Genomic DNA, 17,492 nt, shown 5'->3' on the forward strand with positions numbered 1-17,492 from the left:
AAATGCTCGGTACGGGTGGATAGCCAGTCCTTTCCCGATAGGATTTTCCTACTGTATATAAAGCAGCTTCCCAGTTTGCACGGCGCCCCGTGCTCGCTGGGGAAAATCAACCGCTTTGCGGCTGATTTTCTCAGCTCGCACTCAGAACTGGAAGTAAATAAATGTACTTACATTTGAAAGTGATATAAAGGACCAGATAAACAGAACCGTAAGTCCTGCAATTGTCTTTTTATCAAAATTAGTCTCTTTTACAATCTCGGCAGTGTTCTTCCTGGTCATAACAATAGCGCTAATAACAAGGAGAATCACAAAAGTCACAAGATAAACAATATTATTCATGTTGTCTCTTCCAAGCTGGGTAAAGAGCTGTCTGAAAATGTAGTTCTCAGAAATCTTGAAATTCTCTGCTGTCTTATAAAGAAATCCCGGATAAGTCCAGAAGGTAAATCTTCTGAACATCTCGAACGCATACTCAAGATTCTGTGATCCAAAGAACACAAGGGAGATCACAAACATGATAAAGGTTATGGCATTTCCGATTGGTCTTGGAACTTCGATGAGAGGCTTTTCTCTCAACAGATAGCGGTTCTTTTTGGAACCCACTGTCTCTTTAACACCTGTTATTCCAAGGTTATCCCATACAACCAAAAGTCCCTGCATAAGGCCCCAGCAAACATAGGTCCAGCCTGCTCCGTGCCAGAGTCCGCTTAAAACAAATACTATGAGGACATTGATCATAGTACGAAGCTTGCCTTTTCTGCTGCCTCCAAGTGGAATGTAAACATATTTAATAAAAAATCTTGAAAGAGTCATGTGCCAGCGCTGCCATAATTCCTTGGAAGAAGCTGCCTTATATGGTGAATTGAAGTTCATTGGAAGCTCAAAGCCAAGCATAAGGCTGACGCCGTTTGCCATGTCACAATAGCCAGAGAAATCAAGGTAAATCTCAAAGGCATATGCCAGCATTACAAAAATAACGGTAAGTGTATCAAGATAGTAAGTGTAGTGGAATCCGTAGTTAACTGCCATGGCCAGGTTATCTGCCAGCAGAACCTTCTTGGATAGACCAATGATAAAAGACATAAGGCCTCTTGCCATTTTGTCAGCGTCGTATCTACGAAGGCTTGTATCATCAAACTGGTCTATCATTTCCTTATGAAATGCTATAGGTCCCTGAATCAGTTTCGGGAAATAGAAGGAATACATAAGGTACCTTAAAAGGCTGTAATTCTCTGTCTTCCCATTTGCTCTGTCCACAATAAAAGAAATCTGACCAAAGGTAAAAAAGCTGATTCCTATAGGCATGATTATCTCTTTAATCGTAATGGTAGCTCCAGTAAGAGCACTTACATTGTCCAGGAAAAATCCAAGATATTTGAAATAGAATAAAAGACCAAGGTTAAACAGCACTCCGATAACCTTGACTATATTTGCACTTTTTTTATTTATATCTATAACAGCGCTGAGCAGATAGTTGCACATAGCACTTGCTCCCAGCACCAACATAAATTCCATACCGAAGGTCTGGTAGAAATACAGTGACATAAAAAGCAGAAACAAATCTGCCCATCTGTACTTCTCGTATTTATTTAAAACGTTCCAGCCAAATAGCAAAATAGGCAGGAATATCAGTATAAACGTAAACGAATTAAAACCCATAAATATCTCCATCTAATAAACATCATGAAGAGTATACCAAATAAGGTGTTTAGTGTAAAACAAAGAGAGAGGCAAGATTTTGCCTCTCTCCTGAATAAATCTGTATTACATATTTGCGATTAGAAGAATATTCCCTTTTCTGTCTTAACAAGATGACCGAACTCATCGAAAGTATATCTGATTACGCCATATCTTACGATCACTTCGCTCTTAGCAAGTGTTCCGTCTTCCTTAGCAAAGTACTTGTATTCTCCTTCTGTAAAGAGCTCATTCTTAGCAAGTTTTCCATTGCCTTTACCATAGTAATCCTTGTCTTCGAATGTTACGAAACCAGTCTTAGCCATGCCGTCTTCGCCAAAGATGTACTCATTGTGGTACTTCTCTACCTTAGCATTTTTATAGATAACGCCATCGCTTCCTGAGCAGAATACTCTGCCATCATCAGCTGTGATAAGTCCATTCTTTGAAACCTTACCATCAGCTTTGCAGTAGTAGAGGTTACCATCAAGCTCTGTAAATCCAACCACCATAGCTCCATCTGCATCAAAGATATAATCTGCACCATATCTTGTGATCTTCTCGTTTGCAGCAAGCTTACCATCTGCCTTAGCAAAATACTTCTTATCTTCGAATGTAAACATAGCGTTCTTCTTCATTACGCCACTGCTAAGATCAAAGAAATACATCTCACCGTCAATAGTCTGCATTCCTGTAAGATTTGTGCCATTAGCATCAACATAGTATGTCTTACCATACTTAGTTACAAGTGTTCCCTCTGGCTCTACAGGAGTCTCTGGATCTGGCTCACCTGGAGTAGGAACATTTGATCCATCTGTAAGGATGATTGTTCCAAATACCTCTGTTGATGACCAGCCGTTACCTGTGTTGTCAGCCCAGCTAAGTGTTCCAGCTCTCTTGCCTGACTCGTCAGCGTCATTAACCTGAAGCTCAAGACCTACTAAAGCGCCCACTGCAGGAGTAATGTCTGTCCACTTAATAGCTGCTTCTACAACGTATCCTTCTTCTGTAACAGTTACTTCTGTATTGAAGTTTTCTTCAACGCACTTTGTTCCATTGAAGCTATGCTCGTTTACATAGTTAACTCTGTACTGCTTATCGTCGTCCTGATAAGCACCTGTCTTAGCATTGTTCTCATCTACGAAGATCTCTATTGAATCCTGCTGCCATGCATCTCCAGAATCCTTATTAAGAACTGAATCCTTAACATCTGCAAGAATATAGAGATTCTCTTCATCCCAAAGAACCTTAGCTGTAGCTGATGCCTTAGCTCCAATGTTGATCAGAAGAGGCATCTCATTAGCTGTTGCCCATACAGCATCAGATGCATCACCATCAACTGCAGGTGTGCCCTTCTTAACTGCAAGAAGTGGCTTAACTACTGTCTCAGCATAGTACTTGCTGCTCTCTGCCTGCTTGAAGGTTGTATCAGCAAATGCGATTGTTTCATCTAAATCCTGATTATAAACAACAACATCAAACTTAACCTTATTAGCCTGAAGTACATCGTTATCGACTGCTACACTAACAGTAACATCATAACCTGCTTCTGTCTGCTCAATACGAACTTCGGGGGAGTCAACCTGAGATCTGTTTATATGCTCAAGGTAGATACCGTTTCCTGCATCTACGTAAACATTCACCTCATCCATCTTGAAGTTTACAGGATCATTTACAGAAATCTTGAGATCAAGGAATCCTTCTCTCCACATAGGTACAACTGTAGCAGTTGTATTTGTTCCAAATGTATAAGCCTGTCCACCTGAGAAGTCACCAGTTGCATTCTGAACAAGTGTTACGCTCTTAAGTTCTGGCTCAAGCTCACCTGCATTTACAAGTGTCCAGAAGCAATCCTTAGCCTTGTAGTAATCATCAAAGAGAAGTGGATACTGTCTGGAGCTTCCGTTTGAACCGCCACCGTTGTTGTTTGCTGTCTGAAGCCATGAGTGCTTATCTGTTACTCCCCAGATTGTCATACCGGTGAAGTTAACGCCCTCATTTCTAAGTCTTCTGATTGTGTCATATACTGCTTTATATCTCTCTGAGAGTCTCTCATCCTTAGCACTTGTAGCGCCCTTGAAGTCAAGCTCTGTAACCTGAACCTGGTCAACGATCTCAGCATAAGCCTTAGCTGCTGTCTTGAACTGATCCATTGTTGGTGAATTGTTGGCGATCTGGTAATGACCCTGCATTCCCATACCATCAATTCTTGCGCCAGGTGTTGCCTTAACGTCATTAAGAAGCTGGCAGATACCCTTCATCTTAGTTGTGCCAGTCTCATTGTAATCGTTGTAGAAAAGAGCTATATTAGCTGGCATGTATCTGTTAGCATATACGAATGCGTTTGTGATGAATTCCTGTGAATTGTAAACTCTCCACCAAGCTGAATTCTCGCTTCCGCTTCTGTATGTGCCTGTAGAATCACTAACTGCCTCGTTAACAACATCCCATCCATAGAAGAGGCTTGCATATTTGCTGCCTGGAGCAGTGAAGTGCTGAGCAACTTCTCTGATGTAGATCTCAAGACGCTTGTTCATAACGTCTGGAGTTACATATGGCTTAGATGTGTCATAGTCCTCATGGAAGAAGAACTCTGGAGTCTGTGAATGCCAAACAAGAACGTGGCCTCTTAATCTGATCTGCTTGTCAGGATGATTCTCGTTCCAATCAACAAAAAGATCAAGACGGCTCTCAGGTGTTGTGAAGCTAAGCTCTGGGAATGGAACATCTTCACCATTAAGCTCGTAAGTAATGATAGGCGCTGAGCTCTTGAGCATTGCATCTGGCTTAAGCTCGTTACCAAGAGTTACACCATTGAAGTGCTTGAATACAAGCTCCATATCAAGCTCATCAGCGAACTCATCATAACTTGCTGCTGTACCAATGATGAAATCATCACCCATAAGAGCTGCTACAGGGTCACGAAGGTCAACGATGTCATACTCAACACCCTTCTGAGGTCTCTCACTCTCTGGTGTTACATCTATAACAACTTCTACCTTCTCAACTGTAACTTCAAATGGATATGTCTGGTTGTTCATTGCCATGATAGCAATAGCATCAACATCAGAAGTTACGCTAGGGCTTGTTGTGTAGCTGGATGCGCCGCTCTTACCATAATCAGCCTTGAGCTCATTGCCATTACCATAGGTCTTGATACAGATAGCCTGGCTATTTGCCTCAGCAAATGTAACCTTTACAGCCTTAACATCTTCGCCAGGGATTGTCTTGCCAAGAGAAACTCTGTACTCGCGCCACTCCTGATCAAACTTAAGTTTTCTGCCTTCAACCGCTGTACCATTCCAAGCCTCTGTAAACTTAAGAGCATCGCCCTCAAGTACAAGAGTCTCTTCATTTTTCTCTTCTGCTGGTGCCTGAGCATCAACTACAACATCCTTGATTGTAATATGATATGGATAATTCTCAGCACCCTCCAGCATTGACATAACGCCGATATACCTTAATGTTCCATCATAAGTAGGAGCAATAATATATTTGCTGCTGCCATTGTTGGAATAATTAGGCTGCACCTCATTAAATCCATCATCATAGAACTTAATACATACGTTACCTTCCTGGTCAGCAACCTTAATAGTAACGCTCTTTACATTAGCTGTATCATAAACCTGTCCAAGATCATAACAGAATTCCTGATACTGTTTTTCAAACTCAAGCTTGTTAGAGACCTTGTTGCCCTGTGACCATCTGTCAAAGAATACAAGGCCGTTAACTTCCTCTTCTACTGGAGTAGTTGTATCTCCTGTTGAAGCCTCGTCTGAAGCTTCTTCTGAAGACTCATCCTTAACCTCTTCCTTTGGTTCGTCTACTACGCCCTCTACAACTTCTGCTGAACTTCCTTCAGCTGCTGCGTCTACTACAACTTCTTCATCCTTGCTTGCCTCTGCAGTAGCTTCATCTGTCTCAACTACAAGAGAGCTCTCTGCGCCTGCTTCTGCAGCGTAGACCTGTGTTACACCGGTACCAACGCTAGTTACGGTCAGAAGTCCTGCCATAACAATCGATGATAACCCCAACCATCTTTTGTGCATACCTTTGCTTTTCCTCCTGTCTAAATAATTATTTTTGTGCAAATCCCCAAAGCACAATGTCGCTAATTATGATTATTTAGTATTTTCGCACAGTATGCCTATCAAAAAATGCTAACCACTTGCTAGATTTTGCAATTTTTTATAATATTTTTATATTTTATTTAGAATTATTATCAGCCATCCAATAGGAGTCAATTTTCTTGATTTCAAAGCTCACTATTCCTGCACCATCAAAAGTATGTGAAGCCGTTAAAATTGCCTCTCCGCCAGTCTTAGTATTCTCATCCTTTCCCTGATCGGCTCTGAAATTCCCAAGTGAATAGTACACCACTGTTTTTCCGCCATCTGGCCTATCTAACTCTTCCACTTCCTGCATTACATGAGGATGACTTCCTATAATGGCATCTGCTCCGCCCTTTGCAAAAAGAGCTGCCATCTTCATTTGCTCATTGCTTGCATTTAATTCGTACTCTTCTCCCCAGTGAACAAATACGATTATAATATCCACTTCTTCCCTGGCTTTCTGTAAATCCTCCAGCAGTTCTTTTTCCTGCTCCTCATTTCTAGGAAGATAATGAACAGCATTTGGATACCTATCAGATATATCACCTGCATTTGTGCCATAGGTGTATGCAAACAGAGCAAAAGAGATACCGTTTCTTTTGATAACTTCATAAGGCCTTTTCTCAGTATCTGCCCTGTCCTGAATTCCAAGACACTTTATTCCCTTAGCTTCATAGAACCTTCTGGTATATTCAAGTGCATCAATTCCCTTATCCAGCACATGATTATTTGCACAAACAGCTATATCAAAGCCAGCATCTGCTATAGCTTCGCCCACAGCAACAGGTGAGCCAAAGGAAGGATACCCCGATACCATACTCTCTTTATCAACCAACACTGTCTCTGCATTTAGCGCAGCTATATCAGCGCTTCTGATATCATCAAGAAATGGCTCATACAGGAAATCATAATTTCTTCCATGTTCTTTATTAGCCGCATCTATGATTGCATCGTGAATCAGATTATCTCCAAAAGCTACAATCTTTACTTTGTTTTCAATATTTTTAAGGCCAAAGCTCTCCCATTGCCACAAAGTGCAGTCGCCATCTATATCTTCAAACATGACAATCTGCGGCTTCTTATCCATCAGCTTCATGCGATTTATAAGTATTCCCGTCTCCGAGGCAAACCACTTTTGCGAGACTTCGCCATCTTCACTTACACCATATATAAAGACATGTTGGGAATAATTCTTTTCATCAGACGTTACCCAGAAGGGCCTGTGTTTACCATAAAGTCCTCTCTTCCAGACAACTGCGATGATATCCTGTAGCCCATCACCGTCCACGTCTGTAGCTATGGCATCCTGAACCTTAATATCTATATTAGTTTCAAAGAGTATTTCGCCACACTCATCACTAACTGAAAACTTTTTACCGCCAACTGTTAATCTTAATATTTCGTTGCCTTTTTTCCCATGCTCAAAGGATACTTCCCTCTCTGTCCAGTCAACCCAACTCGGGATGTAATTTCTTTTACCAATAAATATAGCAACACAAAAAGCTACCACTATCCCTAAGGATAGCAGTAGCCATTTAGTTATCTTGTTTTTGTCAGGAATGCATTTTACCATCTTTCAGTTCTGTAACTCTTTGTCCAGTCTGCTCTATCGATATTATTCTCAACTGCAACCCAGTTCCAGTCGTCGTCAAGATACCCGCCGCTTAACATTGTTCTCCACTGGGTATCTGTAAGTCTGTCATTCATATTCTGCTCGAACTGATAGAAGCTGTAAACACCACCATGTGCAATGTGAAGCTCACCATCTATAGGGAAAACAACATATATTCCATCAACATGTCCTGTTGCAATCTCGAGCACAGTACCATTTGGATCTGTAGCAATATCTACCACAACTGATCCTGGTGCCTGGTCACTGCTGACTGGGCTCTCGCCGTTTTCTTCCTTGTTTGCTTCTCTCCAGAAATGCTCTATATATCCGCCATAGCTTCTGATGAACTCATAGTCATCATCGCTTAAGTCCTCATATCTTAGCTCTTTTTCTGATATTGCCAAAAGAGTTCCAGCTATCTCAGATAGTCTGTCGAGGTCTTCCTTGGATGAAGCGCTGAGCATTCCGTATCCCTCAAGTCCCTCTTTGGTCTTCTCTGAAAGGAACTTAAATCTACTGTAAACTACAGGCTGAGGATCAACGTAACCTCTGTCATCCAAATCTTCCTCTCCACCTCCCATCTCTGCCATGTTCTGCTTGGCGTAAAGAACAGTGTCGTGCTTAAGCTCTGTGTAGGAGCCGGCAAAAGTCTCAAGGTTCTTCTTGGTCCACTCACTATTCTGCATGTATGAAGGATAACCTTCGCCCTTTTCCTCAAGAAGTGGTCTTAAGGTATTGAGCCATCCAGCATAAAGGCTGGCATTCCAGAACTGAGGATCATCATTATTAAAGCGCTGTGACACAATTGTCATATTATCAGTATAGTTCTTATAGTCTGTAGCGCCCTTTTCTTCTAATATCTTCATGGCTGCTTCTGAGCCAAGAGCTGCTGGTGTATCCAGCGCATCTGGAAGATATCTGAACTCGCCCTTTGAATTTTCTTTTACCGAACTATAGATGAGTCTCTGCATAATAGCAGCATCAATAGTAAATCTCTGTCCCATGAATCTGTAGGATGGAATGATTGGATTATCTCCGTCTTCTACAGGGATTGAATTGATCTCAGGCATCTTGAGGTCTTTAACCTTCTCAAGTACTGCCTTGAAGGAAGCCTCGTCAGAAGTAAGTGTCTGAGTATCTGGCAGCTGGCCATAGACATCTGAGATAATCTCACTAAGCTCGATATAGCCAGGGTCATCTGATGATCCAGCAAAAAAGCTGGTGATTTTATAGATACTGTTCCATTTATCCTGAACCGGAGAAATGGCGCTTGTCTGAAGAATAGCACTTTTAACCATTTCTTCATTTTCAAGCTCAAAGGCTATTCTACCATACCACATCATAGCTCTGAAATATCTCTCAAGCTTCTCGTCGCCTTCGTAGTAGCCTCTTACTTTGTACTGAGAATAGTCTTCTCTTTTGTCTGTAACAACGCAAAAATCAATACCTTCTGCAGCCTTGATCTTCTGCATTTCATTATCAACAGCCGCTGTAACATCACTGCTTATATCCGGAAGTGCTACGCTGTCATCAAGGAGCTTACTTCCAATATAGAAAAAGATGAGATTATCAAGCGCTGCCTTCTCCCACTGCGAGCCTTTGAGCTCCTCGTACTGTGTCTTGGAGGTCTCATACATAGTAAGGCTAAGGCTCTTAAGTTCCTCAGAAAGATAGTCTTTTTCTGAATTCTTCATCAAATATGCAAAATACAGATGGTATGTGTGCATCAGAGAATCAACAGTAATGAAGTTAGGAACCATTCCATATCTGTTCCCTTCATATACGTCAAAAAACTCATCTCCAGCAGAGCCTGTGATAACAAAACCGTTTTTGGATAGAAGTTCAATACGCTCCTTGGGTTTGTTATACTCATCTTCATGCTCCATATTGAACGTATAATCCAAAGATGGATGGATCACAACATTAGATAAATCCGGCTCCACAGTATAGCTTGGAATTGATGGAACAAGATTTGGATCATAATAGATGATCTCCTCATCTCCAAGGATAGAAGCCTTAGAAGATAATGGAACCACCTGAGTTTCAGCACTTTCTTTTTCTGACACATCTGTCTTTTCTTCACTAGTTACAGTCTGTGATGCATCGTTTGTAGCATTCTGTGGCTGCTCAGTACTCACAGATCCTGCTTTTCCACAAGCTGTGAGCATAGCCAGTGACAAGACTATTACCAACACTTTCTTTTTCATAACATCCTCCTCATATTGTTATCAGCATACGTTTCTGACTGTTCCAACTGAAACATAATTATCAAGAACTGCGCCGTAATCTGTACCTTCCTCTGACTGAGGGTTAAATATGCCATCCACCATAAGGCTTACTCCGCCATTGGCAAATTCCTCAACAGGTCTGTATCTGTCTGTATAAAAAGACTTTCTGGAAACCAGTCTGTCTCTGAGTATTCCCTTACACTCATCTGCCTTACAATGAGGGAAATTAACATTCCATATCTGTCCTGGAACATATGGCTTTTCAATAAGCTCAGCCATTATTTCTCTAAGATACTTATCAGTAACCTCGTGAACTCCTGTCATTCCTTCTGAGAACGCGATTGACAGAACTCCCTGAAACTCGCCTTCAAAAGCTGCTCCTGCTGTTGCAGAATACTGAATATCGCAGGCTACATTGTAGCCAAAGTTAATTCCAGACATGATTACATCAGGTTTCTCTGGCATGATGCTCAAGATTCCCACTCTTACACAGTCCGCTGGTGTTCCTGTGCAGGAAAAAGCATGAACTGCCTCTACAGAAAAATTATAGGGATGAACATCAATTGGATGGCGAAGTGTGATGCTGTGAGAAGCTGCGCTCCTCTGACTTTCCGGAGCAACAATCCAGACTTCACCAAACTCTTTTGCCGCCTCTGCTAGTCTTCTGATACCATCAGATTCAATTCCATCATCATTGGTAATAAGTATTTTTCTCATAATTTCTCCTGTTTATGCAATTTCACATACAATTATAATACTCTCTTAGTTGTTTTCGCGCAAAATTCAGCTTGCGAACATATGTTTTACGGGCCCTTTTCATGGTAAAATAGGCATATGACAAATAGTAATGAAAGACAAAATTATTATATTGCTATTGATCTTAAGTCTTTTTATGCGTCTGTTGAATGTCAGGACCTGGATAGAAATCCGCTTACTACTAATCTTGTAGTTGCTGACAGGAGCAGAACTGAAAAGACTATTTGTCTTGCCGTTTCCCCATCTCTTAAGAAGTACGGTATACCTGGAAGGCCAAGGCTTTTCGAGGTAACTCAGGTGGTAAAAGAGATAAATATCGAAAGGCTTCGCAAGGCACCTGGCCATAAATTTACAGGAGAATCCGATGATGAAGAGGCTCTGGAAAAAGATCCTTCTCTCAAGCTCTCTTTTATAGCTGCCGTTCCCAGAATGGCTCGTTATATAGACATCAGCACTACTATATACCATATCTACTTGCAGTACGTTGCACCTGAAGACATCCATGTTTACTCGATTGACGAGGTTTTCATGGACGTAACAAAGTATCTTAAGATCTACAACAAGACTCCAAGAGAGCTTGCCCAGATGATGATCAAGCAGGTAATGGAAGAGACCGGAATCACTGCAACTGCTGGCATTGGTACCAATATGTACCTTGCCAAGGTAGCCATGGATATTGTTGCCAAACACACCGATCCGGACGAAAACGGCGTTCGCATGGCTGAGCTTGATGAGATCAGCTACAGACAGCTCTTATGGGATCATGAGCCGCTTACAGACTTCTGGCGCGTTGGAAGAGGCTATACCAGAAGACTTAAGGCTCTTGGAATTAATACAATGGGAGATATCGCCAGATGTAGCCTTGGCGGCGAGAGAGAGTTCTTTAACGAAGACCTTCTGTACAAGAACTTTGGAATAAACGCAGAGCTCCTTATAGACCACGCCTGGGGCTATGAGCCCTGCACCATGGAGATGGTCAAATCCTACAAGCCTGACAACAACAGCGTAAGTCTGGGACAGGTTCTCCACTGTCCGTATACCTATGATAAATGCCGCATCATTGTCAAAGAGATGGCAGAGGCACTAGCTCTTCAGCTGATGGAAGAGGAGAAGGTCACAGATCAGATAGTTCTATCTATCGGCTACGACGCAGAGAGCCTTAATGACCCTGAGATTCGTAGGAAATATCACGGTGATATCGGCAAGGATTACTACGGTCGACTTATTCCGGTGCATGCTCACGGTAGCTACAATCTTGAGGAGTTTACTAATCTTAGTGACAACATTATAGAAGCAGCCCTACATATCTACGACTCTCAGGTTGATGAGAATCTTTTGATGAGACGCGTAACTATCGTTGCAACGCGTGTTCTTAGTGAGACAGAAGCTGAGAAAACTGTAGAATCCTCCTACGAGCAGCTTTCTCTTTTTGTTGATTATGATGAAAAAGAGAAGGAGAAGAAGGAAAAGGAAGCTAAGAATGCCAAGGCTAAAGCCCTTCAGAAGGCGACCTTGGAGATACAAAAGAAATTTGGTAAGACTGCTATTGTCCGTGGAACCTCCTATGAAGAGGGCGCAACAGGCATGGACAGAGCAAGACAGATAGGCGGACACAAGGCATGAGTATTGATAAATACAAGGATATGTTATATATGGACAGACCGGTTTCCAGGAAGCATAAGCCAATGCCTCTTGAGAACAGGGCCGCTCAGTTTGCGCCTTTTGCAGCGTTAACTGGCTACGACGATGCTGTCACTGAAACTGCCCGTCTTACAGAAAGCAAAATCGAGCTCAGCGAAGAAAAGAAGGCTGAGCTCGACCAAATACTATCTAATCTTAATTTAGTTATTTCAGAGCACCCTAAGGCTACAATCACCTATTTTGTGCCTGATGAAGTAAAAGCTGGTGGCGAATATGTCACCATTTCTGCCAATATCCGCAAGATTGATTCTGTCAGCCGAAGCGTAATGCTGATGGATAAATCCACCATAGCTATCGATGACATCATCAGTATTGAACCTGATAGCGCAGAAGCTTAATTATCCTCTTAACATGAATTTCCTAGCTACTCCAATAGCAACCTTGTATGGGAGAGGGCGGACAACCTTATCTGCCTCTTTAATCATTTTTCTGATGGGTATACTCTGAGGGCAGTGCTGCTCGCATTTTCCACATTCAATACACTGTGTTGCAAAGGCTGGCTCTTTTTTGAGAGCTACAGTCTGGAAATACTCACCTCTGGCTTCTGCCTTACTCTCAAGCGCTGTCATATTGTAGCATCTAAAGAGGGCAGGAATATCAACGCCCTTAGGACAAGGCATACAATATCTGCAGCCTGTACATCCCACAAGCTCTGTCTCAGAAATGATCTTTTTAACCTGATCTATAAGTTCGAAATCCTTGTCGGTAAAAGAGCCTGCTGTAGCGCTGGATGCGATGCGACAGTTCTCCTCAACCATTTCTATAGAATTCATTCCCGATAAAACACAGGTAACTTCTGGCTGATTCCAGAGCCATCTAAGTCCGTATTCAGCTGGTGTGTAGCCAGTGTCCTGAGCATTTATAAGCTCTTTTGCCTTATTAGGAAGGAGATTAACAAGCTTACCTCCTCTAAGAGGCTCCATAATAACTACTGGAATTCCCTTTTTAGCTGCATGCTCGAGGCCCTTTCTACCGGCCTGAGTGTGCTCATCCATGTAGTTATACTGAATCTGGCAGAAATCCCAGTCATAGGAATCAAGAATTCCTATGAAATCCTCTGTATTTCCATGATAGGAAAAGCCGATATTTCTGATCTGGCCAGTTCTTTTCTTTTCCTCAACCCATTCCCTGATGCCGACTCTCTCAAGCTTATCCCACTGATTAAGAGCTGTCATGTGGTGCATCAGATAATAGTCCACGTAGGTGGTACGAAGTCTTTTAAGCTCCTCTTCAAAATACTTATCCAGAGCAGCTCTGCTTCCTACAAGATACTGTGGAAGCTTGGTTGCTATGTTTATCTTTTCCCTGATGCCATTTCTCTCCACAATTTCTCCGAGAGCCGCTTCACTTCCTGAATAAACATAAGCAGTATCGTAATAATTGACGCCCATCTCATAGGCTTTCATTATCTCTTTTTCTGCCTTGTCTATATCGATGCCACGTCCATTAGTAGTAAAACGCATACATCCATAGCCAAGGATTGAAATTGGTTCACCATTTCTGTTCTGCCTGTACTCCATATGTTTCTCCCTATTTGAAAAACAACTATCCTACAAGCCGATTATATTATTCAACTCACATTTTGTAAAATTATATTTTATAAAATATTAACTAAAAATACTCTCACTTTTTTACGCGAATTATCTTGTGAGGTCCTGTACCCACTTATACTTCCTGAATCTGTACATAACCCACGGAATCTTACCAACTTCATCAAGACAGGTGCATGCATAAACTAAAAGAGGAGACCAGTGGAATACAAACGCACCAGCAAGAGCCAGCGGAATCGCTATACACCACATAGTAACGATAAGACTGTACATATCAAAAAGTGTGTCTCCGCCGCCATCAAGTACTCCGTTGATGGTTACTGTATTCACAGCTCTTCCTATCATGTAAACAGACATGATGATCATCATCCCTACAAGGTAATGTCTTGCTGTATCCGTGAGGATTACTCCGTTAACAACTATAGGCGTAACAGCAAGAACAAGTGCTGTAGAAACAAAGCCTATTACATAGGATATGTTCTTGAGCTTGATTCCATACTGCTTGCCAAGCTCAAGTCTGCCAGCACCAAGCTCGTTACCAACTATAATTCCCGCTGCGCTTCCTATTCCGTTACAGAGACAGCAGATAAGATCTCTTACTACAGCAGCGATAGAATTGGCAGCTGCTGCATCTACGCCAAGATGACCCATGATAGCTGTATACGAAGTAAATCCTATTCCCCAGCAAAGTGATCCTCCTAGAAGCGGTAAATACTGCTTCATAAAGTCTTTGTACAACTGAAGAGGAACAGCAAACATTCTGCCAAGTGCTGGTCTGATATATGAGGGCTTAAGTGATATCACAATACAAAGTGTCAGCTCTATAACTCTTGAGATTGTTGTAGCGAGGGCTGCGCCTCGAGCCTCCATTCTTGGTGCTCCCAAAAGTCCAAAAATGAATACAGCATTAAACCCTATATTCAAAAGAACCGCACCAGTACTGATAAGAGCTCCAGCCTTGACGTTTTCAGTAACCTTCATAATAGAAAGGTAGCTCTGGGAAATACCTGTAATAAGATATGACCAGCCAGCAATTCTGAGATAACTTGTACCAATAGCTATCAGCTCAGGGTCTGATGCAAATATGTGCATGAGCTGTCCAGGGATAAGCTCGCACATGGCAAAAAATACCACGGCAACAACTTCACTTGAAATAAGCATCAGGTTAAAAATATTCTCAAGAGCTTTTTTATCTCCCTTGCCCCAGTACTGAGCTCCAAGAATAGCACCAGCTGTAGTAGAAGAGAAGAGGAACATGTTCTGAACAAACTGTATCTGAGTTGCAAGAGAAACAGCTGTCATCTGCTCCTGTGTTACTCTTCCAAGCATAAGAGCATCTGCAGCTGCCACCATAGCAAGCATCAGGCTCTGAAGTGCAATTGGAAATGCTATCCTTATAAGGTTCTTGTAAAAAAGCTTATTATCAATTTTTGTTTCCACTAATAAATCTCCTGTAGTTTCCGCACTATTACTAGACTCCCGTTAAATAAATAGTACGCAATTAATCTTTTGATTCAATTCTACCATGTTACCAAATTAGAAACTAAATGCAACTTTTTTCTTTTATGTAGTGTTATATGTTTGTAAACAGACGCACATGTGATAATATTGTTAATAGTTTATTTTTTAGAGGAGGATTTATCATGTTTTGTCCAAATTGCGGAACAGAAATTACAGGGGAAGAAAAGTTTTGTCCTAACTGCGGTGCAGATGTAAGCGCAGCATTAGATGGAAACGGAGCACCTACAGCTGATGCTGGTGCAGCTCAGTCACAGGGTCAGCCAGCTGGTTTTGATTTCAATGCTTATCAGCAGAACTTTGGTCAGCAGGGCAATCCACAGCAGGGATCACCTTACTACCTTAATGTTACTGGTATTCAGAAGAGAGAGCTTGCACTTGCGATCATTCTTACAATCGTAACTTGCGGTATCTATGGTATTTACTGGTTCATCGTTCTTACAGATGAGACTAACCACATCACAAACCAGACAGAAGGCGCATCTGGCGGACTTGCATTCCTGTTCACAATCATTACTTGCGGTATTTACTATTTCTACTGGTCATACAAGCTTGGTGAGAAGGTTGACATGATCAAGGGCACACCTAACGGAAGCTCTTCAATCTTGTTCCTTATCCTTAGCATCTTTGGTCTTGGATTTGTAAACTACATCATCGCTCAGGATGCAATCAACAACCTTGTAGCTTCTTGCTAATTATTTAAGAGCATAATAAAAGGTATGCATGTAAATGGCATTTGTCATCTACATTGCATACCTTTTTTATTGTCTTTTTTCTAAAAAGAATTACTTAGCAAGACGGATTACATTCCAGCTTCTAGCAGGAAGTGTGCTTGTAAGGATTCCCTTAGTAACCTTAGAATTCTTGGTTGCATCTACAGGCTTAACATTGTCAGGGTTCTTCTCTGTGTTAATTGCCTCAAGATCTGTGTGTGTGAGTACGCTATGCTCAACAACCTTGTAATCAGCAAACTGTCTGAGATCGCAAGTAAGCTCAAAGTCATCCTCAAGGTTCTTGTTAACTGCAAAGAGTGTTACTGCATCGTTTTCATCATCAGCAACAACTACGCAATCAACGTAAGGAGCATCGCCGTGCTTGGACTCATAAGTTGGAACCTTAACTACTGTGTTGAGAACCTCTCCACGTCCATAAACACTTGTCTGCATATATGGATAGAAGATAGTCTGTCTCCATGCACCTGTATCTGATGTCATGATAGGTGCGATAACGTTAACAAGCTGAGCAAGGCATGCAATCTTAACTCTGTCTGCATGACGAAGCATTGTGATAAGCATAGAACCAACAAGGAGTGCATCCTCGAAGTTATAAATATCCTCAAGCTGATGTGGATGCTCAACCCACTTCTCAAGCTTCTTGTCCTGCTCATTTGAGTGATACCAAACGTTCCACTCATCAAATGAAAGGTGAATATCCTTTTTCTTTCTCTTAACAGCCTTAACATAATCACAGATGCTAACTACCTGGCTGATAAACTGATCCATAGCTACGCTGCTTGCAAGGAAGTTAGGTGTGTCATGCTCGCCATTTCCGTAGTACTGGTGGAGTGAGAGATAGTCGATGTTGTCATAAGCACATTCAAGAACTGTTCTCTCCCAGTTACCAAATGTAGGCATTGTAAGTCCTGAAGAACCACATGCTACAGTCTCGATTGTAGGATCAACAAGCTTCATGATCTGGCCTGCGAGGTCAGCCTTACGTCCGTATTCCTCAGCTGTAAGGTGTCCTGTCTGCCAAGGACCATCCATCTCGTTACCAAGGCACCAGAGCTTGATTCCGTAAGGATCCTTAACTCCGTTTGCAATTCTCATGTCAGCATACTTGGTTCCGCCCTTGCTGTTGCAGTATTCTACTACATTCTTGGCATCATCGATTCCACGTGTACCAAGGTTTACAGCATACATAGGTTTGGTTCCGCATTTCTTACACCAATCCATGAACTCATCAAGACCAAACTGGTTAGTCTCAACAACGCCCCATGCAAGCTCGATTCTACGAGGTCTGTCCTTCTTAGGACCAACGCTGTCTTCCCAGTTAAAAGATGATACGAAGTTTCCACCAGGATATCTAACGATAGGAACGTTGATCTCCTGAATAAGCTTCATGACATCCTTACGATATCCGTTTTTATCGGCAAACTTATTGCCTGGCTGATAAATTCCTTCATATACAGCACGTCCAAGGTGCTCAATGAAAGATCCAAAGATTCGCTCATCTACCTTACTGATAGTAAAGTCACGATCGATACAAACCTGTACTTTGTTTTCAATTTTTGCTTTTTTCATTTTAAATACCCCTAAAATAATTTACAGTCACATGA

The 17,492-nt window shown here is 41.8% G+C and carries 11 protein-coding genes; 3 read left to right on the forward strand and 8 right to left on the reverse strand.

From position 1 onward, the window contains the following. Window positions 1–141: 141 nt before the first annotated feature. The 5 genes from IJI01_RS11485 to surE all read right to left on the reverse strand — a co-directional run bounded on the left by IJI01_RS11485 (window position 142) and on the right by surE (window position 10,346). The gene (locus IJI01_RS11485; protein ID WP_292190367.1) at window positions 142–1,659 is read right to left on the reverse strand and encodes an MBOAT family O-acyltransferase; all 1,518 of its coding nucleotides are present in this window, start codon (window positions 1,657–1,659) and stop codon (window positions 142–144) included. A 119-nt stretch (window positions 1,660–1,778) separates the two neighbouring features. Continuing rightward, window positions 1,779–5,726: an endo-1,4-beta-xylanase gene (locus tag IJI01_RS11490; protein ID WP_292190370.1), complete on the reverse strand. Its 3,948-nt coding sequence runs from the start codon at window positions 5,724–5,726 to the stop codon at window positions 1,779–1,781. Between the two features lie 157 nt (window positions 5,727–5,883). Beyond that, window positions 5,884–7,299 (reverse strand): CapA family protein, encoded by a 1,416-nt coding sequence (locus tag IJI01_RS11495; RefSeq protein ID WP_292190373.1) that lies wholly within the window; start codon window positions 7,297–7,299, stop codon window positions 5,884–5,886. 56 nt (window positions 7,300–7,355) lie between these two features. Then, on the reverse strand, window positions 7,356–9,608 hold the full coding sequence (locus IJI01_RS11500; protein WP_292190375.1) for a DUF3160 domain-containing protein: 2,253 nt from the start codon (window positions 9,606–9,608) through the stop codon (window positions 7,356–7,358). Between the two features lie 21 nt (window positions 9,609–9,629). After that, complete coding sequence (gene surE / locus IJI01_RS11505; protein ID WP_292190378.1) at window positions 9,630–10,346, reverse strand: 5'/3'-nucleotidase SurE; 717 nt, start codon at window positions 10,344–10,346, stop codon at window positions 9,630–9,632. Window positions 10,347–10,463: 117 nt separating this feature from the next. On the opposite strand from surE, the gene IJI01_RS11510 reads away from it, so the two are divergent. After that, window positions 10,464–12,008, forward strand: coding sequence for a Y-family DNA polymerase (locus IJI01_RS11510; RefSeq protein WP_292190381.1), 1,545 nt, complete (start codon window positions 10,464–10,466; stop codon window positions 12,006–12,008). After that, window positions 12,005–12,424 carry a hypothetical protein gene (locus tag IJI01_RS11515; RefSeq protein WP_292190384.1) on the forward strand — a complete coding sequence of 140 codons (420 nt, stop codon included), beginning with the start codon at window positions 12,005–12,007 and terminating at the stop codon, window positions 12,422–12,424. Before IJI01_RS11510 ends, IJI01_RS11515 begins: the two co-directional genes overlap by 4 nt. Here the strand turns inward: IJI01_RS11515 and IJI01_RS11520 are convergent, their stop codons facing one another. Then, a complete protein-coding gene (locus IJI01_RS11520) occupies window positions 12,425–13,606 on the reverse strand; it encodes an aldo/keto reductase (RefSeq protein ID WP_292190386.1) in 1,182 nt (393 codons plus the stop codon). A 120-nt stretch (window positions 13,607–13,726) separates the two neighbouring features. Continuing rightward, entirely contained in the window at window positions 13,727–15,076 is a 1,350-nt protein-coding gene (locus IJI01_RS11525) for an MATE family efflux transporter (RefSeq protein WP_292190389.1), read from the reverse strand. A 203-nt stretch (window positions 15,077–15,279) separates the two neighbouring features. Here IJI01_RS11525 and IJI01_RS11530 point away from each other — a divergent pair, with 203 nt between their 5' ends. Continuing rightward, complete coding sequence (locus tag IJI01_RS11530; protein ID WP_292190391.1) at window positions 15,280–15,849, forward strand: DUF4234 domain-containing protein; 570 nt, start codon at window positions 15,280–15,282, stop codon at window positions 15,847–15,849. A 90-nt stretch (window positions 15,850–15,939) separates the two neighbouring features. On the opposite strand, the gene arfA is transcribed toward IJI01_RS11530, so the two are convergent. Beyond that, window positions 15,940–17,457, reverse strand: coding sequence for an arabinosylfuranosidase ArfA (gene arfA / locus IJI01_RS11535; RefSeq protein ID WP_292190394.1), 1,518 nt, complete (start codon window positions 17,455–17,457; stop codon window positions 15,940–15,942). Window positions 17,458–17,492: the final 35 nt, after the last annotated feature.

The sequence above is a fragment of the Butyrivibrio sp. genome (genome assembly GCF_017433805.1).
Lineage (GTDB): Bacteria > Bacillota > Clostridia > Lachnospirales > Lachnospiraceae > Butyrivibrio.